The sequence below is a fragment of the Microbacterium sp. F2 genome, assembly GCF_052274505.1.
Taxonomy (GTDB): Bacteria; Actinomycetota; Actinomycetes; order Actinomycetales; family Microbacteriaceae; genus Microbacterium.
This window is the reverse complement of sequence record NZ_JBNVBV010000003.1, coordinates 100,427-123,564: the sequence shown is the minus strand read 5'-3', so window position 1 is coordinate 123,564 and position 23,138 is coordinate 100,427. Positions and strand designations below refer to the sequence as shown.

Genomic DNA, 23,138 nt, shown 5'->3' with positions numbered 1-23,138 from the left:
GCTCACTCCTTCGTGATGGGTGCTTCGACCGTGAAGTTGAAGATGCTCGTGTCGAAGTGGTTGTACTGCTCGTAGTCGATCAGGTCGTAGAGGTCTGAACGGTGCTGCATCTCCCCGAGCTTGTCGCGGAGGTGCCCCTTCGCATCCAGGTCGTCGAGTGCGCGCCCCGCCGAACCCATCGCGATCCGCAGCAGCGATACCGGCCAGATGACGATGTTGATGCCGGCGGAGCGCAGCTGCTCGGTTGAGAACAGCTCGCTCTTGCCGAACTCGGTCATGTTCGCGAGCACCGGAACATCCAGCGCCGCACGCATCTTCTCGAACTCGCCGAGATCACGCATCGCCTCGGGGAAGATCGCGTCGGCGCCGGCATCCACGAGCGCTTTGGCCCGGTCGATCGCGGCATCCAGCCCCTCGATGGCACGGATGTCGGTGCGAGCCATGATGAGAAAGTTCTCGTCACGGCGCGCATCGACGGCGGCACGGATGCGCTTGACTGCCGTGTCCCCATCGACGACGGCTTTCCCGTCGAGGTGACCGCACCGCTTGGGGTTGATCTGATCCTCGATGTGGGTGCCCGCCAGCCCCGCATCTTCGAGGGTCTGGATGGTGCGGGCTACGTTCATCGGCTCACCGAACCCCGTGTCGGCGTCGATGATGGCCGGAAGCTCGGTCATGCGCGCGATCTGCTGCCCGCGACCGGCGACCTCGGTCAGGGTTGTCAGGCCGATGTCGGGGAGCCCGAGGTCGGCAGCCAGCACCGCACCAGAGATGTAGACGCCCTCGAAACCTTTGCGCTCGATCAGGCGCGCCGACAGCGGGTTGAAGGCGCCCGGGAATCGCAGGAGCTCCCCCGAGGCAAGGCGCTCCCGAAACAGCCTGCGCTTCTCGGCCGCGGATGTCTGGCTATAGAGCATCAGAACAGACCCTTGGGGGCCGGAGCTGACGCGAGGATGCCGATCCGAGCGACGATGTTGAGCTGCCCGACCTCGCCTGCCGAGAGCTCCGGGAGGCGCTGCGCGAGGTCGAGGAACCGCTCGATCTCTTCGGGAGCGAGCACGGGCTCGGCGAGCAACCGGAACTTGCGAACGTAGTCCTCACGAGCGAACGGCCGTGCCCCCAACGGATGCGCGTCGGCCACGGCGATCTCGTCGACCACCGTGGTCCCGTCGGTCAGGACGATCTCCACGCGCCCCCCGAAGGCCTTCTCGTCGGGGTCTTCGGAGTGATAGCGGCGCGTCCACTCCGCATCTTCGGCCGTGGTGATCTTGCGCCAGAGTTCCACGGTGTCGGGCCGGGCAGCACGCTCAGGGAGGTACGAGTCGACGTGATGCCAGGCCCCGTCTTGCAGCGCGACCGCGAAGATGTAGGGGATCGAGTGATCAAGGGTCTCACGAGATGCCTGCGGGTCGTACTTCTGCGGGTCGTTCGCACCCGACCCGATCACATAATGCGTGTGGTGGCTCGTGTGCAGCACGATGCTCGCGATGTTCGCGGGGTCGCGCAGCTCAGGGCGCTCGGTACCGAGCTTGCGGGCAAGGTCGATCCAGGCCTGCGCCTGGTACTCAGCAGAGTGCTCCTTCGTATAGGAGTCGAGGATCGCCCGCTTGGGTTCGCCTGGAGCGGGAAGCGGCACGTCGTAGGCAGCATCCTTACCGTCGAGCATCCACGCGATCACGCCGTCTTCACCCTCGTAGATCGGGCTGGGGCTCGTCTCGCCGCGCATCGCCCGGTCGACGGCTTCGACTGCCATCTTGCCGGCGAAGGCGGGGGCGTGAGCTTTCCACGTCGAGATCTCACCCTTGCGGGATTGGCGGGTCGCGGTGGTCGTGTGCAGCGCCTGGCCGACTGCCTGATAGATCGTCTCGACGGGCAGGCCCAGGAGCGTCCCGATGCCGGCTGCTGCCGACGGGCCGAGGTGGGCGACGTGGTCGATCTTGTGCTTGTGCAGGGAGATCGCGCGCACGAGGTCCATCTGGATCTCGTAACCGGTCGCGATCCCTCGCACGAGCGCCGCGCCGTCGGCACCGACGTGCTGGGCCACGGCGAGGATCGGCGGAATGTTGTCGCCCGGGTGCGAGTACTCGGCGGCCAGGAACGTGTCGTGGTAGTCGAGCTCGCGCACCGCAACACCGTTGGCCCACGCCGCCCATTCGGGGCTCGTCCGCCGCTCGTTTGCGCAGCCGAAGACTGTCGCTCCGGCACCGCTGACCGAGACGGCGTGGTCGAGCGCCTGCTGCCGGGCGGCGCTCACCGGCCGCCGGGTGAGGGATGCGGCAGCGACTGACGCATTGTCGATGACACGGTTGATGATCATGTCGACGACCTCGGACTCGACCGCTATCGGGTCGGCGGCGACCTCGGCAATGTGCCAGGCGAGCTGACCCTCGCGGGCAAGGTTCTCGTCGCTGCGGTGGACACGGACGTGGTGCGTGATGGTCATGCTGCTCCGGGTTCGGTGCGGGCCTCGGCCAGGGAGGCGAGGATGCTGGTCAAAGCGTTGTGCAGGTGCACGTGGGTCGCGTGCGCGGCAAGGTCGGCATCCTGCGCGGCTATCGCATGGGCGATCAGCGCGTGCTCTCCGACCGAGGCCGACAGTCGCTGGGGATTCTCGCGGGCAAGGCGACGCACGCGCACGAGGTGAGTGCGGATCGTGCGAAGCGCCGAACTCAGGTAGGTGTTGTCGACGGCGTCGTCGAGGGCGGCATCGAACCGCGCGATCAGGTCGTAGTAGTGCTCGCGGCCCTCGCCGCGCAGCGACGTCCTGTCGAACTCCGCGGCGAGTTCCGCGAACTCGGCCGGGTCGGCCCGGGTCGCCGCGAGGCGCGCAGCAGCTTCTTCGAGAGCACGGCGGAATTCGAAGAGCGCACGGATGTCGTCGGCATCGACATCCGACACCACGGTGACGCGAGGCGATTGCTGAACGACCAGACCGTCGGCGGCCAGGCGCGCGAGCGCCTCACGCAGCGGGGTACGGCTCACACCGAGACGCGCTGCCTGCTCGACCTCCCCGAGCACAGCGCCGGCGGGGAGCTGCCCGTCCTGGATCTCGCCCAGGAGCGCCCGGTATGCGCGATCACTCGCTCGCATCCGTCCTCCCTTCGCCGCCCTTCATGTATACACAAAAGCACTGAATGTATCAATACGGGCATTGAGGGCGGCTCTAGGTATACAAAGAAGCGCCGCGAGAGCAGATCAGTCGCTCGACGTCTGTTCGTAGAGACCGATGACGTTTCCGTCGGGGTCACTGATCACCGCCCACCAACGCGGCGGTGCAAGTCTGATCTTCGTGCGGGGCACTGACAAGGGTGTTGGTCACACCGGGCCTTCGGAGCTGACCGTGCGACGATGAGGCGGTGGACGACACATCGGCCGCCGAACTCAGTCGGCTCCGCGCCCGGGCCTACGGCCCCGACGCCGACCTCGCCGACGACGCCGCGGCACGCTCGCGCTTGGAGGAACTCGAAGCGCAACTGCGGGCAGAGCGCGAGGCACAGCGCCCCTCGGTCGCGGCGGTGAGCCGGGCATCCGAGCCGCCAGCGGACAGTGTCGGTGCCCGCTCCGTCACGCCAGGGGGAGACCCTTCCGCCACAGACGTGGGAGCCGAAGACGAAGAGGATGCGGCGGCGTCCCGCGTCTGGGCGCTTTTGCGCATGCTGACCTCGCGGCTGCCGCCGGTCGCTACCGCGATGGTTGCGGTAGCGATCGCGGCGGCGGTCGCGCTCACGGCATCCATCGTCTGGGGGCTCGCGTCTCTTCCGGTGATCTCGCAGACAACCGCGAGCCGGCAGGTAGCCACTCTCGAGATCAACGACGACGTTGCGATTCCCGAGGGATTCTTCGGCACGACCTCGGAGCAGGCCATTGCCTACGAGTACTACGGGCTTCTGATGGCGCAATCGTCGGCCATGAGCCCGAACGGGGAGAGCGAGTGTCTGATCGGGCTGGACGAAGACGACCTGACCGCCGATGGTCAGGGCGTGAACGGGCCGTTCTACTACGGATGCCGGGCCGGCGCTTTCCCCGCGGCGATCGAGGTTCCCTTGGATGACACAGCGCCGGAGCGCTTACGCGCGCAGTTCCCGGAGGGCGGTGCACTGCAGTTCGTTCTGCAGGGTGACCGGATCGGCGTCTTCTGGGACGGCGGCGCAATCCCGGCCTAGATCCGCCCGTCGTTCACTACCGCCGGAAGAGTGGCGTCATGCAACCATGAAGCGATGAACGAGGATGCCGCTGCTGAGTTGCAGGCGCTTCGCGAGCGGGCCTATGGCCCCGACGCCGACATCCTGCGCGACCCGGTGGCATACGACCGGTTGCACGAGCTTGAGGAGCAGCTGCGGACTGAGCAGCCGTCGCCGGACGCGCCCGCGGCTGCCAGCACCCAAGACCCCGAATCCGCGAGTGCGGCAGCCGCCAGCAGCGACGACCGGGCGAGCGAGTCCGGTGCCCGCGCGGCTTGGTCGCCCCTCACCAGGGTTCCCCCCCTGGCGCGCGCCTTCTGGCTCGTTTCGGTGTTGGCGGTAGCGACGCTTGCCGCATCCGTCACCTGGGGCCTCGCCTCGATTCCGGTGATCTCCGAGGGCTCGGGAGCGCGCCAGATTGCGGCCCTCGAGCTGGATCCATCGACCACGAGCCCGTCGTTCGGGAGCACAGATACACCCCCGGTGGGGTTTCAGTTCGCGGGCTACACGCTGATAACCGCCATCAACTCGAGCGACGGCGTCGACAGCGAGTGCCTGGTCGTTTTCAGAACTGAGGACGTTGACGACGAGTCGGGCTTCCCGAACGGGCCGACGTACTACGGATGCGGCGCCGGGGCTTTCCCGCCGACCGCGTCAGTGCAGATCCATGCAGGTTCGCCGGCAGCGGCTCTCGAACGCTTCGGGGACGGTGCCGCGCTGCAGTTCGTCTTGGAGGGCGACCGCGTCGGCGTCTTCGTCGACTCCGCACCCGAGGACCCGGTCAACTGACGCCGCGGGTGCCGAGTGCGGCAGCAAGCGCGGTGAGCGCGGGCCGCTGCGACGCGGTGAGCTTCTCAGCAGCGAAGGCCAGATGCATCCACTCGACGCGGTCGATCTCGGGAAAGCTCGCCACCTTCCCCGACCGTGGCGGCCACTCAAGCTCGAACTCCCCGAACACCGGATGCGAGATGTCGAGGCCTGATCCGTCGACCGCAAAGACAGTGATCGACTTGCGCGATGCGGCGAACGAGCCGAGGTCGATCACGGTGCCGCCCGGCGGATCGATCCCCAGCTCCTCGCGGAACTCCCGCCGCGCTGCCTCCAGTGGTGACTCCCCGGCCGGGTCGTACTCGCCCTTGGGGATCGTCCACGCTCCGGCATCCTTGCGCTGCCAGAACGGCCCGCCCATGTGAGCGATGAGCACCTCGAGACCACTCGAGCCATCCGACGACGAGACGACGGGGCGATACGCCAGCAGCCCGGCGCTCAATACTGACATCAGGTAGAGCCGTCCCGTCGACGCAGCGCAGCGCGCAGGCTCCGCACGAGCAGCAGGAGACCGCCGAGGCCGACGACACTGCCGAGGAACGGGAACAGCGGAACATCCTCGGTCAGTTGCGGGCCGCCCGATGAGATCGCGAGGGCGATGCCCGTGGCCAGAAGGGTGACCCCGACGAGCGTGCTCGTGAGTTGGCCGAGCATTCCCTCGATCCATCGCCGCTCTCCCGTGCTCTCGAACGAGCGGAGCCGCACCGAGAAGGTGCCCTGCTCGAGGGATCGCGAAATGTTCTCCAGGCGCCGGGGCGCCCGACGTACCTGTTCGAGAGCCAGAACGAGCTGGGTTTGAGCCGAGAGAGCTGCGGTGCGCAGCGACAGCATGCTGCGGGCGAAGTGCGGCGCCCGGCTGAGTGCCTGACCGACCATGTCATAGCCCGGCGACACCCGCCGCAGGCTCCCCTCGAGTGAACCGAGGGTGCGGAACACCAGCAGCAGAGACGGCGGCATCGCCAACCGATGATGACGAAGGGTGTCGAGCAGAAGCCGGAACACGTCCTCCCCCGCGGGCGCGTTTCGAACCCGGGTGATGATCGCGCCGACATCACGCTGGAGGGAGGCCTGGTCGACACCGTCGGGGTCGGGCTCGCACAGCAGCAGCACGATGTCCGTCGCCGCTTGATCGTCGTCTGCCTCCATCGCCGTCAACAGCGGTACGAGAAGGCGCCGCATGCTGGCCTCCAACACCCCGACAGCGCCGAAATCGATCAGCGCGACCTCTCCGCCCTCACAGAGGATCAGGTTTCCCGGATGCAGGTCGGCGTGGAACACCCCGCGCACCGCGATCTGCTCGAACACAGCATCCAGGACGCCGTCGGCGAGTTCCCGCGCGGCATCCGGTTCCACCGCGCCCTCGGGAAGCTTGCCGAAGGGCACCCCCTCGATCCGCTCCTGCACGATCATCCGCTGCGTGCACAGATCGCGATAGACCTGAGGAACCCGCAACGGCATCGCGTGCGTCTTGGCAATGGCACCGCGCAGCATCTCGGCGTTTGCCACCTCGACGCGGTAGTCGAGCTCTTCGGTGAGCGCGCGAGAAAACTCGGCAACCAGCGCCACCGCTCCGTAGTCGGCTGCCCACGCGGTGCGCCGCTCGGCATCCCGGGCGAGCCGCTCGAGGATGTCGAGATCCGTGGTGACCTGCGCGCGGGCAGATGGCCGTTGGATCTTCACGACGACGCTCTCGCCCGACACGAGCGTCGCGGCGTGCACTTGGGCGACGGATGCCGCAGCCATGGGTTCCGGCTCAATCACGGCGAACACGTCGGCGATCGGCCGCCCGAGCTCTGCGTGGATCGCCGCTTCGGCTTCCGGCCAGGGAATCGGGGTCGAGTCCATCTGGAGCGTCGACAGCGCTTCGATGAGGTCTCGCGGGAGCACGTCTTCGCGCGTGGAGAGCACCTGGCCGAGCTTGACGAAGGTGACGCCGGCCTCGGCGAGGGCAGCCACGAGCGCCTGCGGCAACGCCTCGCGCGCAGCATCCGATCGCCCGCGATACATCCCCAGGCCATGACGGGAGGCGATCGCGACGATCTGCGCGTACCGGCGGGCTCGATCCCGGCGACGGAAGGCCTCGCGCACGATCGTCACAGGGTTGCCGAGCGGGCGGCTCGGCCAGAGGAACTCGAGGGTGACGAGGATGATGACGACGACCGCGAACATCCAGCCGAGCACGAGGGCGACGAACGCCAGCACGATCGGGCTTCCGACGACGACACGATCACCGTCGACGATGTCGGCCTGTTCGAACACCCACACCGTCAACGGAAGTGAGCCGAGAAACACCACGGCAGAGGTCAGGAGCGCGCGCACCCATCCGATCTGCGCATCCAGGAGCCGCCGGCTGATCCACGCGGAAACCACCGCGAAGGCGACTGTGAGCAGAAGGACCGCAAGCCAGATCGGCATGACCCGATTGTGTCAGCCGCACGAATCCGACGCACGGGCTCCGTCGAAAGCCGACCGCATATGCTCACCGTCTACGCTGTCTCGCGACGCCGCCCTTCACCCGAACTGGAAGGCCCCCCATGGACCAGACCCCCGTTGCCGCTGCACCCGTCGGGCGCTTTGCCGGAGAGGAACTGTCAGGCGGCATCCGCGTGTGGCGCGGCATCCGGTACGCGCAGGCCCCCACTGACGACTCCCGCTGGCGCGACCCCATGCCTGCCGAGCCGCTCGATGCCGAGGTCATCGCCACGGTTACGAGCTTTGGCCCGGCTGCACCGCAGAAGGCAAACCCCGCGATGGACCTCGGGCCGGACCCGATCTTCGACGAGGACTGCCTCTTCTTGAACGTCTGGAGCGGGGCCGATGCTGACACCCCGGCGCCGGTCATGGTGTGGCTGCACGGCGGGGCTTACACGTTCGGCTCCAGCAGCCAGCCGGTCTACGACGGTGAAGCCCTCGCGCGGCACGACGTCGTCGTGGTGACGATCAACTACCGGATCGGCGCGCTCGGCTTCCTCGATCTGTCGAGTCTGTCCGGCCCGGAGCAGCAGTTCGACGGAAACCTCGCGCTCAAAGACGTGCTGCTCGCGCTGCGATGGGTGCAGCACAACATCGCCGCCTTCGGTGGCGACCCCGACCGCGTGACGGTCTTCGGCGAATCGGCCGGCGCGGGCCTCGTGACGACGCTGCTCGCAGTCCCCAGCGCCGCGGGGCTCTTCTCCCGCGCGATCGCCGAGTCCTCACCCGTCTCGAGCGTCTACGACGCGGCGCGTGCCGAGACCGTCACCGGGCTGTTCCTGGCGGCAGTGGGCAACCCCGCCCCCGCGGACCTGCGCGCACTGCCGGTCGACACGATCGTCGAGGCCGGGATGACGGTGTTCGCGGAGGTCCCGGCGCAGCATCCGGGAACCATCGCGTTCGGTCCCGTCATCGACGGCGACCTGCTGCCAGAGGCGCCGGCGACAGTCCTCGCCGAGGGGCGTGGCCTGCCGGTACCGCTGCTGATCGGCACAAACAAGGACGAAGCTTCCCTGTTCCGCATGATGAAGTCGCCGCTCATGCCGATCCGTGAGGAGCAGATCGAGCAGATGCTCGCCGAGCTCGGCACCGAGCGCCCCGGCATCGACCTCCCCTCGATGGCCCAGGTACTCTCGGCATACGAGGGGGTGCGCCACCACGCGGTGGGGCTTGGGATCGCCCGCGACATCGGATTCCGGATGCCGACACTCTGGGCCGTCGAGGGGCACTCCCGGGTTGCACCGGTGTGGCTCTACCGGTTCGATCACGCCACTCCGATGCTGCATCTTCTGCGCATCGGGGCGACCCACGCCACCGAGCTTCCCTACGTGTGGGGCACGTTCGGGACCCGAGCGCACGACATCAGCTTCCGGCTCGGTGGCCGCCACGAGGCCGAACGGATCTCAGCGCGAATGCAGCAGCGGTGGACGGCCTTCGCCAAGGGCGAGGACCCGAACGCCGCGGCCGCGGTGGACTGGCCGGCTTTCGACACCGACACGCGCGCAACGCTCGTGATCGAGACCGAGGACCGCGTGGTCCCCGACCTCGATCACGAGCTGCGCACCGGCTGGGGAGACGAGGTGCTCGCCTTCCCCTGAGCCGAAGGACTAAGGACGACGCAGCGGCGATGACTCTTCGGTGAGTGCCGGATCGGTCTCGGCGACCGATCCGAGGGTGGCGTCGATAGCCGCCATCGTGTCGGCATCCAGCGTGATCCCCGACGCCTTCACGGTGTCATCGAGCTGCTCAGGACGCGAGGCGCCGACGAGCGCTGCCGACACGTTCGGGTTCTGCAGCACCCACGCGATAGCGAGCTGCGGCAAGGTCAGCCCCGCCTGCTCGGCGACGGGATGCAGCTTCTGCACAGCGCTCAGCACGTCATCCGTCATGAACCGCTTGATGAAGCCGGCGCCGCTCTTCTCGTCGGTCGCCCGCGAACCGGCGGGAGCCGGCTGACCGGGCAGGTACTTGCCGCTGAGCACGCCCTGCGCCATCGGCGACCAGACGATCTGCGAGATGCCGAGCTCCTCGGAGGTCGGAATCACCTTCCCCTCGATGACGCGCCAGAGCGCGGAATACTGCGGCTGGTTCGAGACGAGCTGGATGCCGAGATCCTTGGCCAGCGCGTGCCCGGCGCGCAGCTGCTCGGCCGTCCACTCGCTCACACCGATGTAGAGAGCCTTGCCCTGGCGGACGATGTCGGCAAAGGCCTGCATCGTCTCCTCAAGCGGGGTCTCGTAGTCGTACCGGTGCGCCTGGTACAGGTCGACGTAGTCCGTCCCCAGGCGCTGCAGCGAGCCGTGGATGCCGTCCATGATGTGCTTGCGCGACAGACCCGAATCGTTGGCGCCACCCGGCCCGACGGGCCAGTAGACCTTGGTGAAGATCTCGAGCGACTCCCGACGCTGGCCCTTCAGCGCCTCGCCCAGCACCTGCTCGGCGACGGTGTTCGCGTACACGTCGGCGGTGTCGAAGCTCGTGATGCCGAGATCCAGCGCCCGGTGAACCGTCGCGATGGCCGCGTCGTTCTCGACCTGTGAGCCGTGGGTGATCCAGTTGCCGTACGTGATCTCCGTGACTTTGAAACCACTGTTGCCGAGGTAGCGATAGTTGACCATTGCTCCACGCTATCGCCGCGCCGCAGCGTGCGGGCCGGCGCGTCGTGAGCCAGGCCTACCCTGAAGGCGTGAGTACCGAAACACCCGAAGCGACGATCAGCACCGGAGCACTGCGCGGGAGCGTGAGTGAAGGCATCCGTCGCTTCCTCGGCATCCCGTACGCGGCGCCTCCGTTCGGCTCGCGGCGCTTTCAGCTGCCGTCAGCACCCGATAGCTGGACCGGAGTGCGGGATGCGACGCAGTTCGGTCCTGCAGCGCCGCAAACCCCCTACCGCGGCAGGATCGGCGAGCTCCTGCCGAGCCTGAACAGCGACGGCGCCGACGACGACATCCTGACCGTCAACGTGTGGACCCCGGCGAGCGCGACGGAGCCTGCATCCGAGCCGCTGCCGGTCGTGCTGTGGATCCACGGCGGCGCGTTCGAGCGCGGTGGCAGCTCCCTCGCCGGTTATGACGGCACGAGCTTCGCCCGCAGCGGCGTCGTGTTCGTCTCGGCGAACTATCGCCTCGGATCCGAGGGCTTCTCGGTGCTCGAGGATGCCCCGCGCAATCTCGGCCTCGAAGACGTCGCAGCGGCGCTGCGCTGGACCCACGTCGAGATCGCCGCCTTCGGCGGCGATCCGTCACGCATCACGATCATGGGCGAGTCGGCCGGCGGGGCGCTGGTGGCGGCGCTCCTCTCGCGCCCCGACACCGCGCCGCTGATCGCCGGCGCGATCATCGAATCCGGCCCCCTGGATGCGGCCGAACCGAAGCGAGCCGGACGCGTCTCCCGCGCACTCGCCAAACGGCTCGGCATACCAGCGACGCGCGAGGCATTCGCCGCCCTGTCTCCGGCCGAGCTTCTCGCCGCCCGCACGGCGCAGGCTGCCGGCAGCTCGCCGCTGCGGGGCGCACCTGGATTCCTGCTTGCGCGCGACCCCGGCAGTCTCCCCGAGTCCCCGCGCACGGCGCTAGCCACGGTCGCGGCACCCATTCTGATCGGCACCAATACCGACGAGTACCGGCTCTGGTTCACCCCGGACGCGCTCGCGAAGATCTCCACCTGGCAGGCGAGGATCGGCTACCTCGCGCTCAAAGTCCCACGCGGCGCCGTGCGCGCGTACCGGGCCGCCTTCCCGGATGCCGGCGCCGGGGACCGACTCGGACAGGCCCTCACCGACTCGATGCTGCGCGCGCCGATGACGCAGGTGGCCGATCGCCGCACACCCCCCACCTTCGTGTACGAGTTCGCCTGGCAGAGCCCGGTGGACGGCCTCGGTGCCGGACACGCGCTCGAACTCGGCTTCGTCTTCGACGGCCTCGACAACCCCGACAGCATCCGGATGGCCGGAGATGCTCCCCCGCAGGGTCTCGCGCACGAGATGCATGAGGCGTGGGTGCGGATGATCCGCGACGGCAACCCGGGATGGGAGCCGTTCACGCCCGGGCGGCGGGTGCGCGTCTTCGACGTCGAATCACGGACACTCCCGTTGCCACGCGCCGACGCTGTCGATGCCTTCAGCTCGGCATCCTGACCCGACTCACGAGGCGGAGGCGGCCGCCTGGTCATCCTCGGTGGCAACCAACTGCCCGCACGCCCCGTCGATCTCTTTGCCACGGGTGTCGCGCAGGGTCGTCGGGATGCCCGCGGCGTTCAGGCGCCGCACGAACTCGTTCTGTACGTGCGGTTCGGATGCCGTCCAGATGGACCCTGGCGTCGGATTGAGCGGAATCGGGTTCACGTGCACCCAGCCCCGCCCGCGCGCGTTGAGCTTGTCCGCCAGCAGATCGGCGCGCCACGGATGGTCGTTCATGTCTTTGATGAGGGCGTACTCGATCGACACGCGTCGCCCCGTCCGCTCGAAGTAGCCACGGGCGGCATCCAGCGCCTCGTCGACCTTCCAGCGGGAATTGACCGGAATGAGCTCATCGCGCAGCTCGTCGTCGGGCGCGTGCAGAGATAGGGCGAACGTGACCGGGATGTCTTCGGCGGCAAGCTTCGTGATCGCCGGCACGAGGCCCACTGTCGACACCGTGATGCCGCGAGCGCTCATGCCCATGCCGTGCTTCTTGTCGGTCATCACACGAACCGCCTGCATGACGCGGGCGTAGTTGGCCAGCGGCTCACCCATCCCCATGAAGACGATGTTCGAAACCCGCTCGAGGGACTGGTCGCTGCTGCGCTTGCCGCCGAGTTCACCACGGGCAATCACCTGATTGGCGCGCACGACCTGATCGACGATCTCGGCAGCCGACATGTTGCGGGTCAGTCCCGCCTGGCCGGTCGCGCAGAACGGGCAGTTCATGCCGCATCCGGCCTGGCTCGACACGCACAGGGTGATCCGGCCCGGGTAGCGCATCAGCACAGACTCGACGAGTGCGCCATCGTGCAGCTTCCAGAGGAACTTGATCGTGTCGCCCTTGTCGGTGTCGAGCCGACGCACCTCGGTCAGCAGCGGCGGCAGCAGCCCGGCGACAAGTTCTTCGCGCCCGGATGCCGGCAGATCCGTCATCTCTGCCGGATCGCTCGTCCAGCGCGTCAGGTAATGGCGCTCAAGCTGACCGGCACGAAAGCCCGGCAGGCCGAGTTCCTTGGCCTTCTCGACGCGCTGCTCGGGAGTCAGGTCGGCCAGGTGCACGGGAGGTTTGCCTCGCTTGGGGCTCGCAAACTGGAGGAGTGGCCGGCCCTCGGCATCCTTCTTCTGCTGCCATCCCTCGGTAGCTGGGCGCACCTGCGGCGCGCCGGAGGACGTGGGAGGGAGCGCGCGAGCCATGACTCCAGGGTAAGCGAGCGGATGCCGCGCGCCCATGTCGGCCCTGTCAAACCCTGTGAAGCCCTGTCAAGCCCTGCCCGCGCAGGCGACGGCCCAGTACCGTGAGGTCGTGCCCCACGACGATCTCGACATCCGCCCGATCACTCCCGACGACGCCGGCGAGGTCCTGACACTCCAGCGCGCCGCGTTCGTGCAGGAGGCGCTCATCTACGGCACCCCGCACATGCCTCCGCTGACCCAGACGCTGGAGGAGATCACCGCCGAACTGGTCGAGAACCTCGGCTGCGTCGCCCTGCGGGGGCCCCGGATCGTCGGAGCCGTCCGCGCGCAGCACGCCGGCGAGCTGCTGCTCATCGGGCGGCTCGCCATCGCACCCGATCAACAGGGCGAGGGAATCGGGACCGCACTGCTCGCAGCCGTCGAGCAGAGGGGAAAGGATGCCGGCGCGACGGCAGCCGAGCTGTTCACCGGGTCGCTGTCGGAGGCGAATCTGCGCCTGTACGAGCGCGAAGGGTATGTCGAAAGCGAGCGCGTGCCCGGCGATGACGGCATCGAGCAGGTGTTCCTGCGCAAGCAGCTCGACTGAGCGGGGAGCGCAGCCGACCGTGCGAGTCAGTCGAGGAAGATGTCGGGGAAGAGCTGATCATCCGGCGTACCCGGCACCGCCGCGTATCGCGAGAAGTCAGTGACACCCGCCGCCTCAAGCACGTCCTCGACGATCAGTGTCTGGCCGGTGTACTCCCGCGAGGGCTTCGTGATCACCTCGTACGCGGCATCCGCGTAGATCTCGGGCGTCCGGCTCACCTTCATCATCTGGTCGCCGCCGAGCGCGAACTGTACGGCTGCTGTCGCGATCGTGGTGCGCGGCCAGAGCGTGTTCGCCGCGATGCCGTCTTTCGCGAACTCGGCGCCGATGCCGAGGGTTGCCATCGTCATCCCGTACTTCGCCAACGTGTATCCCGTGTGTCCGCCGAGCCACCGCGGCGAGAGGTTCAGGGGCGGCGACAGCGACAGGATGTGCGGGTTCTCGGCCTCGCGCAGGATCGGAACAGCCGCGCGCGACAGCATGAACGTGCCCCGCACGTTCACACCCTGCATGAGGTCGTACTTCTTGGCAGTGAGGTCGAGCGAACCCGACAGATCGATGACGCTCGCGTTGTTGACGACGACGTCGATCCCACCGAACTCACCCTGAGTCTTGAGCACCGCCGCCGCGACGTCGTCATCATTGCGGACGTCGCCGACGATCGGGAGCGCTCGACCACCCGCCGCCTCGATCGCCTCTGCCGCCGTGTGAACAGTGCCCTCAAGCTTCGGATGCGGCGTATCGGTCTTCGCGAGAAGAGCGATGTTCGCACCGTCAGCGGCGCACCGCAGTGCGATCGCAAGCCCGATCCCGCGACTACCGCCGGAGAGCAGAACGGTCTTTCCGGCAAGCTTCTTTTCGGTCACGCGTGGTCCTTCCGTGTGGCGGCGTCGTTCTTCGGGGTGCGGGAGGCAGCAGCGAACGCGGCGATTCGCGTGCGGGCTTCGTGAGTGACGAACTGGTCCCCGATCGTCTGCGCCTCATCCTCGAGATTCTGAGCGAACGCGCGTCCCGCACCGGAGCGCACGAGCCGCTTGGCCTCACCGAAGGCCGCTGCAGCGCCTGACTGCCAGAAATCGGTTACCTCTCGAGCGCGCGCAGCCACCCGGTGAGCCGGGACCACTTCGTTCACGAGGCCCCACTCGAGGGCTTCGTCGGAGGTGAGGGAGCGGTCCTGCAGCAGCAGGGTCAGTGCGCGGCGCTGGCCGATCGCCGCGGGCAGCAGGGTCGAGACGCCGAGGTCGGGGGTGAGTCCGATGTTGGCGTACTTGCTCACAAAACGCGCAGCGTCGGAGGCGACGATGTAGTCGGCGCAGAGCATGAGCCCGAGACCACCGCCGGCGACGGCTCCCTGAACTGCAGCCACGATGGGAGTGGACGAGCACACCAGGGTGAGGATCCCCTCGTGAATGATCCGCGCCATAGCGGTGACCGCCTCGCCGGCGCTTCCGTCGCCGGGATCCGCCTCCGCCATCGCGACGACATCGCCGCCCGCGCAAAACGCGGGGCCTGCGGCATCCAGCAGAATCGCCGTCACGGTGGGATCTCCCGTGAGCTCGACAGCCACATCTCGCCATCGACGGCCCATCTCGAAGTCGACGGCATTCAGGCGTGCGGGGCGGTTCAGCGTGACGTGGGCGAGGCCGTCGGCGACCTCGACCAGGATGGAATCGCTCATCTCGGCCTCCTTCAGCGGTGAGGGTGCGGCCACACGGCGTTCCCCTTTGAAACCTCCCGCCACTCTACTCTCGCCACCATCGCGCGCGAGCCGGCGTTTCACTATCTGTGACACTGCGTCCCACTCATACCTGCCAGCGACGAACCAGCGATCCGCAGGGCCGGCGGCGGTAGTGTGGCGGCGTGAGCGGAGAACGGCGGCGCAGCTACTCCATCGGAGTCGCGCTCGACTGGTTCTTCTTCGTGTTCGCCGGCATCTCGGCCCTCTGGCTGGCATACCTGAGCCTCACCGAATCATTCCGTGTCGGGTGGTGGGGCATCCTCGTCGCGATCGCTTTCTGGGCGCTGCTTGCCTACCTCGTCCTGCCACGCATCCACCGCATTCTCACGACGATCTACGTACCCGGCTATTTCATCGGACGCACCCGCACGAGCGACGGGTTGCTCGGCGATCCGGTGAACCTTGCGTTCATGGGCGAGGAAGCTGCCCTCCACGACGCGATGGAGCGGGCGGGCTGGACACTCGCCGACCCCGTCACGCTGCGCTCATCGCTTCGGATCGTGACCTCGACGCTCACCCGGCGCAGCTACCACCGGGCGCCCGTGAGCCCGCTGTTCCTCTTCGGCCGGATGCAGGACTTCGCCTACCAGCAAGAGGTCGACGGCAATCCCGCGCAGCGTCACCACGTGCGGTTCTGGCGGTGCCCTGACGACTGGCCGCTCCCCGGCGGTCGCCGCGTCGAGTGGCTCGCGGCGGGCACCTTCGACAGTTCCGTTGGCTTGTCGCTGTTCACGCTCCAGGTCACCCACCGCATTGACGCCGACACGGATGTCGAACGCGACCACATCGTCAGTTCGCTCCTCGCCGCGGACCCGACGATCCGTGTCGAGGTCATCGAGGACTTCTCGACGAGCTATCACGCTCGTAACGGCGGCGGCGACTCGATCCGCACCGACGGCGACCTGCCGATCCTGGATCTGCGCCCCCTGGCCGTAGCCGGGGCCGCCGCCGACGCAGGTGCCGCCGACACGGCGGATGCCCCACCGCCGGCATCCGGGTCACGAGAAGTCCCGACGGTAGCTGCTGCGGCGACGACCTCTTCGCAGAACCTGCCACGCAAACGCGCCGCGTTCGAGCCCCCGACGACGCTGTTCGCCCCGCTCCACCGCGACCCGAGCATGCGGCGACCCGCCACAATCACGACCGGAACGCTGCTGTTGCTGCTGCGGGTGCTCGCCGGCATCCTTCTGATCGTCGGCCTGTGGTTGGAGTGGCCGGACGTCATGGGTAGCGCCGACCTTGCGGTCGGGGGCGATGCACTCACGGCAGAGGAGGAACAGTTCGCCCTCTGGATCGTGATCGCGATCATGGGCGTGAGCCTGGCGGTTCAGGTGAGCGTGCTGCTCTCGCTGTGGTGGGGACGAAACTGGGCTCGGTCGATCGTGATGATCTTCTCGGTCGTCTCGATCTCAACGGCGTTCACGACCTGGTTCCTGCGGGAGCAGGAGATCACCCTGCGAACGTCGCTCCTCACGGTCGGTCTCGATGTGCTGATTCTGCTTGCGCTCTCCAGCCGCAGCGCTGCCGCCTACTCTCGACGTCGCGAACGGCGCCGATGAGGCCCGACGCTGACGGCGCGGTTACCGGGGCGCCATCCGAATCGCTCCGTCGAGGCGGATCGTCTCGCCGTTGAGGTAGCCGTTCTCAACGATGCTCATAACCAGCGCCGCGTACTCCTGCGGCCTGCCCAGTCGCGCCGGGTACGGCACCTGCTGACCGAGGGAATCCTGCGCCGCCTGCGGGAGGCCCGCGAGCATCGGTGTCTCCATGATTCCGGGAGCGATCGTTGCGACACGGATGGCGTGACGGGCGAATTCTCGCGCGATCGGCAGCGTCATGGCGTGTACGCCGCCTTTGCTGGCGGCATACCCCGGTTGCCCGATCTGCCCGTCGAAGGCTGCGACGCTGGCCGTGTTGATGATCACGCCGCGGTCGCCGGACTCGGCATCCGGGTCAGTCCTCGCGATCGCTGCCGCAGCGTGCGCGACGACGGTGTATGTGCCGACGAGGTTGATGCGCACGATCCGCTCGAACGCGGCGATAGACGAGGGCTCCCCGTCACGGTCGAGCACCTTGGCTGGGGGTGCGATTCCGGCGCAGTTGACCACGACGCGCAGCGGACCGGATGCCGCCGCAGCCGTCACCGCGGCATGCACGGCTTCGGCATCCGTGACGTCGGCCGGAGCGAAAGTGCCACCGAGCCTCTCAGCGACCTCGGCGCCGGGCGACCCGGGTAGATCGACAATCGTCACCAGCGCACCGCCCGCAGCGAGCCGCTCGGCGGTCGCCAACCCCAGACCGCTCGCTCCGCCGGTGACGAGAGCTGCCGCACCATTGACCTTCATCTGGCTCTCCTTCGATGTCGCGCCCCAGGCTACAACCGAGGCGACCGCCGGCTCAGGACGGGCCGAGGATGAAGTTCCAGGAGCCGGCCAGGACGGCGGCGGTGACGGCGACCGCGGCGATTGCCGCGCCGAGGAGTACCAGCAGCCACTCGGCCAGCCCGAACCGGGACTCTCGCGCCCATGTTCGCGGACCGGGTGCGCCGAAGCCGCGGGCTTCCATCGCCACAGCGAGCTTCGTACCCCGGCGGATAGAGAGCACGAGCAGGGCAAAGGCCATCCCGAGGAAGCGACGGATGCGGCCGCGGTCGGCGACGCCGCGCGATCGGCGGGCGAGTTCCAACGCACGCCAGTCATCGACGAACAGGCCGACCATGCGCAGCCCAGCGAGCCCGCCGAGGACGAATCGGGCCGGAAGACGGAGCACCTGCGCGAGCCCATCGGCCAGGTCGGTCGGATCAACGGTGGCAAAGAGAACAACGGATGGCAGTGCTATCGCGAGTACCCGAAGCATCGTCGCAAGAGCCAGAGCGAGCGACCCCTCGCTGATGCGCACGACGAACCACTCGGCGTAGATCTGGCCGCTCGCTTGGCCGTACAGGGCTATCGTCACGCCGGTCAACGGCGCGAGCAGCCACACGATCCACGTGCGCCGCCAGAACTGCCGCCAGCCGAGACCAGCGAAGGGGAACAGGGCGAGTTCGGTCGCGAGCGCGACCCCCGCCGACACCGCATCCAGGGTCAGCACCAGCGGGATCGTCAGCACCACGATCGCGAGGAGCTTCGCGACCGGGTTGAGCTGAGCCACCCGTGAGGGCGCGGCGGTCTGGATGTCGATCACGACGCCCCACCCAGCACGAAGCGGTCGGCATCCAAGGCATCGGCGACCTCGAGATCGTGCGTGATCGTCACGACCGCCGAGCCCTCGTCACGCACCCGCGCAAGGAGCGCGACGAGCTCGGCCCAGGTGCGGGCATCCTGGCCGAACGTGGGTTCGTCGAGAACGAGCACACGAGGCCGAGTCGCGAGGGCCGCGGCCACCGTGAGTCGACGCTTCTCGCCCCCCGAGAGTGTGTACGGATTCGCCTCGGCGAGGCGGTCCAGCCGCAGCCGGTGCAGCAACTCATCGACCCGCACCGCGATCTCGGACTCCGCAAGCCCCAGGGCGCGCGGTCCGACCTCGAGCTCGCCGCGAACCGTGCGCGCGAGCAACTGATGCTCGGGGTCCTGAAACACCATGCCGAGGCGCGTCAGCAGGGCGCGCGAGGGCCACTCGTGAGGATGCCCCCGCTGACCGTCCGCAAGAGCCGGGGAGGGCATGACCGTCCCCGATGCGGGCGGGATCAGCCCGGCGAGGGTCAGCCCGAGTGTGGACTTTCCGGCGCCGTTGGGCCCCGTGATCGCCGTCGCCACCCCCTCCGTCACCTCCAGGTGAGGGATCTCGGCGATCGGACGCCCCGGCACGCGCGCAACCACGAGGTCATCCGTCGATACGAGGACGGATCCCCGAGAGCGGGTAGCCCGAGGCGGCCACGCCGGTCGATGCCCCGGGACCCACACACCGGACCGGGCGAGTTCGTCGCCCCGATCACGCAGCACCGCCTCGGGCGACCCATCGGCGGCGACGACGCCCGCCTCGAGGACCACGACGCGATCGACGAGCGCCTCCCAGGCCGCCACGCGGTGCTCGACGACAAGGAGGGTTGCTCCCGTCTGCTCGACGACGCGAGCCACGGCATCCCGCACCTGCACGACCCCGTTGGGGTCGAGATTGGCCGTCGGTTCGTCCAGGATGATGAGCCCTGGCCGCATCGCGACGATGGCTGCCAGCGCCAGCCGCTGCTTCTGCCCGCCCGAGAGGGCGCTCGTCGAGCGATCGAGCGGAACGTCAAGTCCCACCAGCTCGAGGGCCTCGCGCACGCGATGCCAGATCTGCTCGCGGGGGACGCCGAGGTTCTCGCAGCCGAAAGCCACTTCGTCGCCCACGCGCGCGAGAACGACCTGCGAGTCGGGGTCCTGTAACACGAGGCCGGCTCTGCCACGCGCCGCGCTCGGGAGGGCGCCGTCGAGGCGAATCGAGCCTTCGCTCTCTCCCTCGTCCGCGCCGAGCACCCCGGCGATCGCCCGGACAAGGGTCGACTTGCCAGACCCCGACGCCCCGAGCAGCAGTACACGTTCCCCCGGCTCGATCCGCAGGTCGACCTCACGCAGGGCCCACGCCCGCCGGCTGCCATGCCGCCAGCCCCACCCGTCGATACCGACGGCGACGGGATGGGGCGGAGCAGAAGGGGTCAGGGCAGACTGTGCGGTCACGTCAGACGCGCTGCCGGACCTCGCGCCCGGCGGGGAAGGCATCCAGGGCGCCGGTGGCGGCGAGCGCGCGCACCAGCAGCCACGAAAGCAGGCCGGCGATCACGGCGCCGGAGATGACGGTGCTGATGAGGTACACGATCGTGAAGGTCACGTCTGCCCCCGCGTACCAGAGGATCAGATTGTTGATTCCACCGGCCAGGGCTGCGCCAGCGCCGGCGAGGATGGCCACCGGCAGTGTCCAGACGCGGTAGGCGAAGATCAGGAAGATGATCTCGGCGCCGAGACCCTGCACAAAGCCGGCCTCGAGCGTCAGGAACCCGCCCCACTGGTTGCCGACCAGTGCCGAGACGACGGCAGCGAGCAGCTCGGTGTAGATGGCGGCACCCGGCTTGCGGATGACGAGAGCACCCAGAACTCCGGCGAAGAGCCAGGGCCCGTCCAGCAGACCCTGGATGCCCGGCAGCAGCGGCTCAAGGAGCGTGCTCGGCCCGACGTAGCCGACATTCCAGGCCAGGAAGATCAGACCGGATGCGACACCGATCACGCTGGCGACGACGATATCGACGATCCGCCACCGGAACCGGTTCGCGACGGTGGTGGGGGTGGACGACGCAACAGACATTGTTCTCCTTCCTGCGCTGGCATGACCCAGATCAGGTTCGACGGTCGAAGCGTGGATTCGCTTCCTCTCAGCCCGGCACACCGGACTCCCGTGGTTCGTGGTGCCGAGTATACGCGTCAGGTACGGATAATCTGGGCGGGATGACTGACACGGAGGCGCCGACCGCCCCCGACCCGACCGACGCCGACCCGGCGTCGAGTGCGGCCGCGGGCGTCGCCGTTGAGCGCGCCGACACCGCCGCCCTGCAATGGGCCAGCCCCACGGGAGCCCCCGTGTCGCGGCGGGCGCCGGAACGCTCGGACACCGGCGATCTCCTCGACGGGATGCCGCGTCGGTCACTGCTGCGCGGAACCGTCATGGGCCCGACCCTTGTCGTTCTCGCTGTCGTCGCGGCGTACGCCGCGGTCACTTTGCTCTGGCCGCTGACAGCGGTCATGCCGACTGCGCGGCCCGTCGATGTCTCCCCTCTCACGGCATCCGCCGCCGCGCCGGCGTGGCCGGCAGATGGATCGGCTGCGGTGGCCGTCGACGGGTTCGAGTCGACGGCTGCCGACGCAACGCTGGTCTCAACGACGGATGACGCACCGCTGGCGAGCATCACGAAACTCGTGACCGCACTCATGGTGCTGGACCGCCAGCCGCTCGCGCCCGGTGAGACCGGCCCGGAGTACGCCTTCAATTCGCGTGATCGGTCGACGTATTGGAACTATCGCGGGCGCGGCGAGTCGGCCCTGAACGTTCCCGTAGGCGGCTCCCTCAGCGAGTACCAGATGCTGCAGGGACTGCTGATCGGTTCCGCGAACAACTATGCGTCTCGACTGGCCGACCAGTTCTGGCCTACCGACGAGGTGTTCGAGAGCGCCGCCGCGGACTGGCTGCGTACCCACGGCATCAGCGGCATCACGGTCGTGGAGCCGACCGGCATCGACTCCGACAACGTGGGCACACCCGCGGGGGTCATCGCGCTCGGACGAAAGGCGCTGGAGAACCCCGTGATCGCCGAGATCGTGGCGACTCCGTCGGTCGATCTTCCCGGTGCCGGAGTGGTCACGAACACGAACGATCTGCTCGCAGATCCCGGCGTCGTCGGTATCAAGACCGGGTCCCTCTTTGTGAACGGCCGCGAGGTCGATGACCTGGCCACCGCGAAGAACATCACCGTCGGTGACCAGACGGTCCGCGCGTATGCCACCGTCCTCGCCCAACCCAGCGACGAACTGCGCGACAGCTCGGCCCGGGCGTTGCTGGCTCAGCTCGAAGCTGAGCTCACGACCCCCTACGTCATCCCGGCAGGCACGGTCGTCGGGACCGTGGAGACCGCGTGGGGATCGAACCCGGAGATCCGCACCACAGCGGATGCCGCCGTCATCCTGTGGAATGGCGCGACGTCGAGTTCGTCATCCGCCCTCGCGGTCGACGAGTGGGAAGCCGGATCTCCCGCGGGGACCTTCACCCTCACGGGCCCCGTGAACTCGACCACCGTCGAAGCTGCCGTGTCCGCTGAGATCGAGCAACCGTCCCCGTGGTGGCGCCTTACCCACCCGCTGCAGCTGTTCGGACTCATCGACTGACAGACGGGATGCCTCTGGGGCTGAGTCAGCTCCAGAGGGGCGTCGGCGGCTGGAACGAGAAAGCCTGATCGAGAAGGTCGGCGGGAAGCTCCTCACCGGGAGCAGGATCCCAGCGCGGTGAGCGGTCTTTGTCGACGAGTTGCGCGCGAATCCCTTCCACGAGATCCGGCTGCGTCGTCCCGAACCACAGCACAAGCCCGTACTCCTGGTCAAGAGCCGCCCGCAGGTCCGGAAGCTTCCGCGCGCGCCTCACAGCCTCGAGCGTGACCGCGAGCGCAGTCGGGGGAAGCGACTCCAGATGCGCGGCGGTCTCGCGCGCGGCATCCTCAGGCAGCCCCTGCAGCGCCGAGATGATCTCGGCGACAGTTGGCTGTGAGAACGCGCCGTCGATCCACTCCCGCTCCCGGGTCAGGGTTCCCGGAGCCGGCTCTGTCGCGACCGCCTGGATCGCACCGTCGACATCGGCTCCGGCAGCCAGGTCCGACAGCAGAGCCTCGAGCCGCTCGCTTGGCACGTGATGGTCGGCGAGACCCGCCTCGATGGCGTCGGCAGGTCCGACGGTGTTTCCGGTCAGCGCCAGGTACTCGCCGATCCGCCCGGGGGCGCGACCCAGCAGCCACGACCCGCCGACATCCGGCGTGAAGCCGATCCGCGTCTCGGGCATCGCGAGCATCGATCGCTCGGTGACGAGGCGGTGCGACGCGTGGCCGGCAAGGCCAATGCCGCCGCCCATCGTGATCCCGTCGGCGAACGCGACGATCGGACGCCGATACTCCGCGATGCGGGCATTGAGGGCGTACTCGGCGCGGAAGAAGGCCTCCACCTGTTCGGGGTGATCGCCGATGAGCGTGTCGTACATCCCACGAACATCGCCCCCGGCGCAGAACCCGCGATCGCCGGCGCCGCGCAGCACCACGGCCCGAATACTGTCGTCCCGTTCCCACCGATCGAGGGCCGCAGCGAGCGCCGTGACCATCCCGAGGTCCAGGGCGTTGAGTGCGCGCGGGCGTTGCAGGGTCAGGATGCCGATCTCGCCGCGCTGCTCGATCCCAACCGTCGATGCCGTCGTCTCCACGACTCCACGCTAGCGACAGGCCACCACGAAAGGGGG

Annotated in this window: 21 protein-coding genes and 1 riboswitch; of the genes, 7 read left to right on the top strand and 14 right to left on the bottom strand. The window is 68.3% G+C overall.

Annotated elements, in window-relative coordinates; genetic code table 11:
• Positions 1-2: 2 nt before the first annotated feature.
• The 3 genes from prpB to ACQVDU_RS08300 are packed head-to-tail and all read right to left on the bottom strand — an operon-like array spanning position 3 to position 3,090.
• Positions 3-917, bottom strand: a complete 915-nt coding sequence (gene prpB / locus ACQVDU_RS08310) for a methylisocitrate lyase (RefSeq protein ID WP_300590697.1) — start codon at positions 915-917, stop codon at positions 3-5.
• The gene (locus ACQVDU_RS08305) at positions 917-2,443 is read right to left on the bottom strand and encodes an MmgE/PrpD family protein (RefSeq protein WP_443476840.1); all 1,527 of its coding nucleotides are present in this window, start codon (positions 2,441-2,443) and stop codon (positions 917-919) included. Before ACQVDU_RS08305 ends, prpB begins: the two co-directional genes overlap by 1 nt.
• Positions 2,440-3,090 carry a GntR family transcriptional regulator gene (locus ACQVDU_RS08300; RefSeq protein ID WP_443476839.1) on the bottom strand — a complete coding sequence of 217 codons (651 nt, stop codon included), beginning with the start codon at positions 3,088-3,090 and terminating at the stop codon, positions 2,440-2,442. The genes ACQVDU_RS08305 and ACQVDU_RS08300 overlap by 4 nt, the downstream gene beginning before the upstream one ends.
• 266 nt (positions 3,091-3,356) lie before the next feature.
• Between ACQVDU_RS08300 and ACQVDU_RS08295 the strand changes: the two genes are divergently transcribed.
• Both ACQVDU_RS08295 and ACQVDU_RS08290 read left to right on the top strand, forming a co-directional pair.
• Entirely contained in the window at positions 3,357-4,163 is an 807-nt protein-coding gene (locus ACQVDU_RS08295) for a hypothetical protein (RefSeq protein WP_292707499.1), read from the top strand.
• Positions 4,164-4,217: 54 nt separating this feature from the next.
• Complete coding sequence (locus tag ACQVDU_RS08290) at positions 4,218-4,970, top strand: hypothetical protein (protein WP_443476838.1); 753 nt, start codon at positions 4,218-4,220, stop codon at positions 4,968-4,970.
• On the opposite strand, the gene ACQVDU_RS08285 is transcribed toward ACQVDU_RS08290, so the two are convergent.
• Positions 4,963-5,460 carry an NUDIX domain-containing protein gene (locus ACQVDU_RS08285; RefSeq protein ID WP_292707494.1) on the bottom strand — a complete coding sequence of 166 codons (498 nt, stop codon included), beginning with the start codon at positions 5,458-5,460 and terminating at the stop codon, positions 4,963-4,965. The genes ACQVDU_RS08290 and ACQVDU_RS08285 overlap by 8 nt on opposite strands.
• The gene (locus ACQVDU_RS08280; RefSeq protein WP_443476837.1) at positions 5,460-7,424 is read right to left on the bottom strand and encodes an ABC1 kinase family protein; all 1,965 of its coding nucleotides are present in this window, start codon (positions 7,422-7,424) and stop codon (positions 5,460-5,462) included. The genes ACQVDU_RS08285 and ACQVDU_RS08280 overlap by 1 nt, the downstream gene beginning before the upstream one ends.
• Before the next feature lie 119 nt (positions 7,425-7,543).
• Between ACQVDU_RS08280 and ACQVDU_RS08275 the strand changes: the two genes are divergently transcribed.
• On the top strand, positions 7,544-9,079 hold the full coding sequence (locus ACQVDU_RS08275; protein WP_443476836.1) for a carboxylesterase/lipase family protein: 1,536 nt from the start codon (positions 7,544-7,546) through the stop codon (positions 9,077-9,079).
• 9 nt (positions 9,080-9,088) lie between these two features.
• On the opposite strand, the gene ACQVDU_RS08270 is transcribed toward ACQVDU_RS08275, so the two are convergent.
• Positions 9,089-10,099, bottom strand: coding sequence for an aldo/keto reductase family protein (locus ACQVDU_RS08270; RefSeq protein WP_443476835.1), 1,011 nt, complete (start codon positions 10,097-10,099; stop codon positions 9,089-9,091).
• 68 nt (positions 10,100-10,167) lie between these two features.
• Here ACQVDU_RS08270 and ACQVDU_RS08265 point away from each other — a divergent pair, with 68 nt between their 5' ends.
• Positions 10,168-11,616: a carboxylesterase/lipase family protein gene (locus ACQVDU_RS08265; protein WP_443476834.1), complete on the top strand. Its 1,449-nt coding sequence runs from the start codon at positions 10,168-10,170 to the stop codon at positions 11,614-11,616.
• A 6-nt stretch (positions 11,617-11,622) separates the two neighbouring features.
• On the opposite strand, the gene rlmN is transcribed toward ACQVDU_RS08265, so the two are convergent.
• Positions 11,623-12,855 (bottom strand): 23S rRNA (adenine(2503)-C(2))-methyltransferase RlmN, encoded by a 1,233-nt coding sequence (rlmN, locus tag ACQVDU_RS08260; protein ID WP_300591026.1) that lies wholly within the window; start codon positions 12,853-12,855, stop codon positions 11,623-11,625.
• Between the two features lie 109 nt (positions 12,856-12,964).
• On the opposite strand from rlmN, the gene ACQVDU_RS08255 reads away from it, so the two are divergent.
• A complete protein-coding gene (locus tag ACQVDU_RS08255; RefSeq protein WP_443476833.1) occupies positions 12,965-13,441 on the top strand; it encodes a GNAT family N-acetyltransferase in 477 nt (158 codons plus the stop codon).
• 26 nt (positions 13,442-13,467) lie between these two features.
• Here the strand turns inward: ACQVDU_RS08255 and ACQVDU_RS08250 are convergent, their stop codons facing one another.
• Together ACQVDU_RS08250 and ACQVDU_RS08245 are read right to left on the bottom strand one after the other, a co-directional pair.
• Positions 13,468-14,307 carry an SDR family oxidoreductase gene (locus ACQVDU_RS08250; RefSeq protein WP_363493955.1) on the bottom strand — a complete coding sequence of 280 codons (840 nt, stop codon included), beginning with the start codon at positions 14,305-14,307 and terminating at the stop codon, positions 13,468-13,470.
• Positions 14,304-15,119: an enoyl-CoA hydratase/isomerase family protein gene (locus ACQVDU_RS08245; protein WP_443476832.1), complete on the bottom strand. Its 816-nt coding sequence runs from the start codon at positions 15,117-15,119 to the stop codon at positions 14,304-14,306. Before ACQVDU_RS08245 ends, ACQVDU_RS08250 begins: the two co-directional genes overlap by 4 nt.
• Positions 15,120-15,301: 182 nt before the next feature.
• On the opposite strand from ACQVDU_RS08245, the gene ACQVDU_RS08240 reads away from it, so the two are divergent.
• Positions 15,302-16,738: an LssY C-terminal domain-containing protein gene (locus ACQVDU_RS08240; RefSeq protein ID WP_443476831.1), complete on the top strand. Its 1,437-nt coding sequence runs from the start codon at positions 15,302-15,304 to the stop codon at positions 16,736-16,738.
• Positions 16,739-16,759: 21 nt separating this feature from the next.
• Here ACQVDU_RS08240 and ACQVDU_RS08235 read toward each other — a convergent pair whose 3' ends face one another.
• The 4 genes from ACQVDU_RS08235 to ACQVDU_RS08220 form a co-directional block, all read right to left on the bottom strand.
• Positions 16,760-17,524, bottom strand: coding sequence for an SDR family NAD(P)-dependent oxidoreductase (locus ACQVDU_RS08235; RefSeq protein WP_443476830.1), 765 nt, complete (start codon positions 17,522-17,524; stop codon positions 16,760-16,762).
• A 52-nt stretch (positions 17,525-17,576) separates the two neighbouring features.
• The gene (locus tag ACQVDU_RS08230) at positions 17,577-18,362 is read right to left on the bottom strand and encodes an energy-coupling factor transporter transmembrane component T family protein (protein WP_443476829.1); all 786 of its coding nucleotides are present in this window, start codon (positions 18,360-18,362) and stop codon (positions 17,577-17,579) included.
• Positions 18,359-19,876, bottom strand: a complete 1,518-nt coding sequence (locus tag ACQVDU_RS08225) for an ABC transporter ATP-binding protein (protein WP_443476828.1) — start codon at positions 19,874-19,876, stop codon at positions 18,359-18,361. The genes ACQVDU_RS08230 and ACQVDU_RS08225 overlap by 4 nt, the downstream gene beginning before the upstream one ends.
• A complete protein-coding gene (locus ACQVDU_RS08220; protein WP_443476827.1) occupies positions 19,836-20,456 on the bottom strand; it encodes an ECF transporter S component in 621 nt (206 codons plus the stop codon). The genes ACQVDU_RS08225 and ACQVDU_RS08220 overlap by 41 nt, the downstream gene beginning before the upstream one ends.
• Positions 20,448-20,558: riboswitch (TPP riboswitch) on the bottom strand. Its footprint overlaps the gene before it by 9 nt.
• Positions 20,559-20,596: 38 nt before the next feature.
• On the opposite strand from ACQVDU_RS08220, the gene ACQVDU_RS08215 reads away from it, so the two are divergent.
• Positions 20,597-22,027, top strand: a complete 1,431-nt coding sequence (locus ACQVDU_RS08215; RefSeq protein ID WP_341578743.1) for a D-alanyl-D-alanine carboxypeptidase family protein — start codon at positions 20,597-20,599, stop codon at positions 22,025-22,027.
• A 25-nt stretch (positions 22,028-22,052) separates the two neighbouring features.
• Here the strand turns inward: ACQVDU_RS08215 and ACQVDU_RS08210 are convergent, their stop codons facing one another.
• A complete protein-coding gene (locus ACQVDU_RS08210; protein WP_443476826.1) occupies positions 22,053-23,102 on the bottom strand; it encodes an enoyl-CoA hydratase/isomerase family protein in 1,050 nt (349 codons plus the stop codon).
• Between the last annotated feature and the right edge of the window lie 36 nt (positions 23,103-23,138).

What these genes read in the sequence shown, in the direction of transcription:
- ACQVDU_RS08305 (WP_443476840.1), bottom strand. Translation starts at nt 2,443, where the DNA reads ATGACCATCACGCACCACGTCCGTGTCCACCGCAGCGACGAGAACCTT.
- ACQVDU_RS08220 (WP_443476827.1), bottom strand. Translation starts at nt 20,456, where the DNA reads ATGTCTGTTGCGTCGTCCACCCCCACCACCGTCGCGAACCGGTTCCGG.
- ACQVDU_RS08235 (WP_443476830.1), bottom strand. Translation starts at nt 17,524, where the DNA reads ATGAAGGTCAATGGTGCGGCAGCTCTCGTCACCGGCGGAGCGAGCGGT.
- ACQVDU_RS08285 (WP_292707494.1), bottom strand. Translation starts at nt 5,460, where the DNA reads ATGTCAGTATTGAGCGCCGGGCTGCTGGCGTATCGCCCCGTCGTCTCG.
- ACQVDU_RS08280 (WP_443476837.1), bottom strand. Translation starts at nt 7,424, where the DNA reads ATGCCGATCTGGCTTGCGGTCCTTCTGCTCACAGTCGCCTTCGCGGTG.
- ACQVDU_RS08270 (WP_443476835.1), bottom strand. Translation starts at nt 10,099, where the DNA reads ATGGTCAACTATCGCTACCTCGGCAACAGTGGTTTCAAAGTCACGGAG.
- rlmN (WP_300591026.1), bottom strand. Translation starts at nt 12,855, where the DNA reads ATGGCTCGCGCGCTCCCTCCCACGTCCTCCGGCGCGCCGCAGGTGCGC.
- ACQVDU_RS08275 (WP_443476836.1), top strand. Translation starts at nt 7,544, where the DNA reads ATGGACCAGACCCCCGTTGCCGCTGCACCCGTCGGGCGCTTTGCCGGA.
- ACQVDU_RS08245 (WP_443476832.1), bottom strand. Translation starts at nt 15,119, where the DNA reads ATGAGCGATTCCATCCTGGTCGAGGTCGCCGACGGCCTCGCCCACGTC.
- ACQVDU_RS08300 (WP_443476839.1), bottom strand. Translation starts at nt 3,090, where the DNA reads ATGCGAGCGAGTGATCGCGCATACCGGGCGCTCCTGGGCGAGATCCAG.
- ACQVDU_RS08290 (WP_443476838.1), top strand. Translation starts at nt 4,218, where the DNA reads ATGAACGAGGATGCCGCTGCTGAGTTGCAGGCGCTTCGCGAGCGGGCC.
- ACQVDU_RS08215 (WP_341578743.1), top strand. Translation starts at nt 20,597, where the DNA reads ATGACTGACACGGAGGCGCCGACCGCCCCCGACCCGACCGACGCCGAC.
- prpB (WP_300590697.1), bottom strand. Translation starts at nt 917, where the DNA reads ATGCTCTATAGCCAGACATCCGCGGCCGAGAAGCGCAGGCTGTTTCGG.
- ACQVDU_RS08225 (WP_443476828.1), bottom strand. Translation starts at nt 19,876, where the DNA reads ATGCCTTCCCCGCCGGGCGCGAGGTCCGGCAGCGCGTCTGACGTGACC.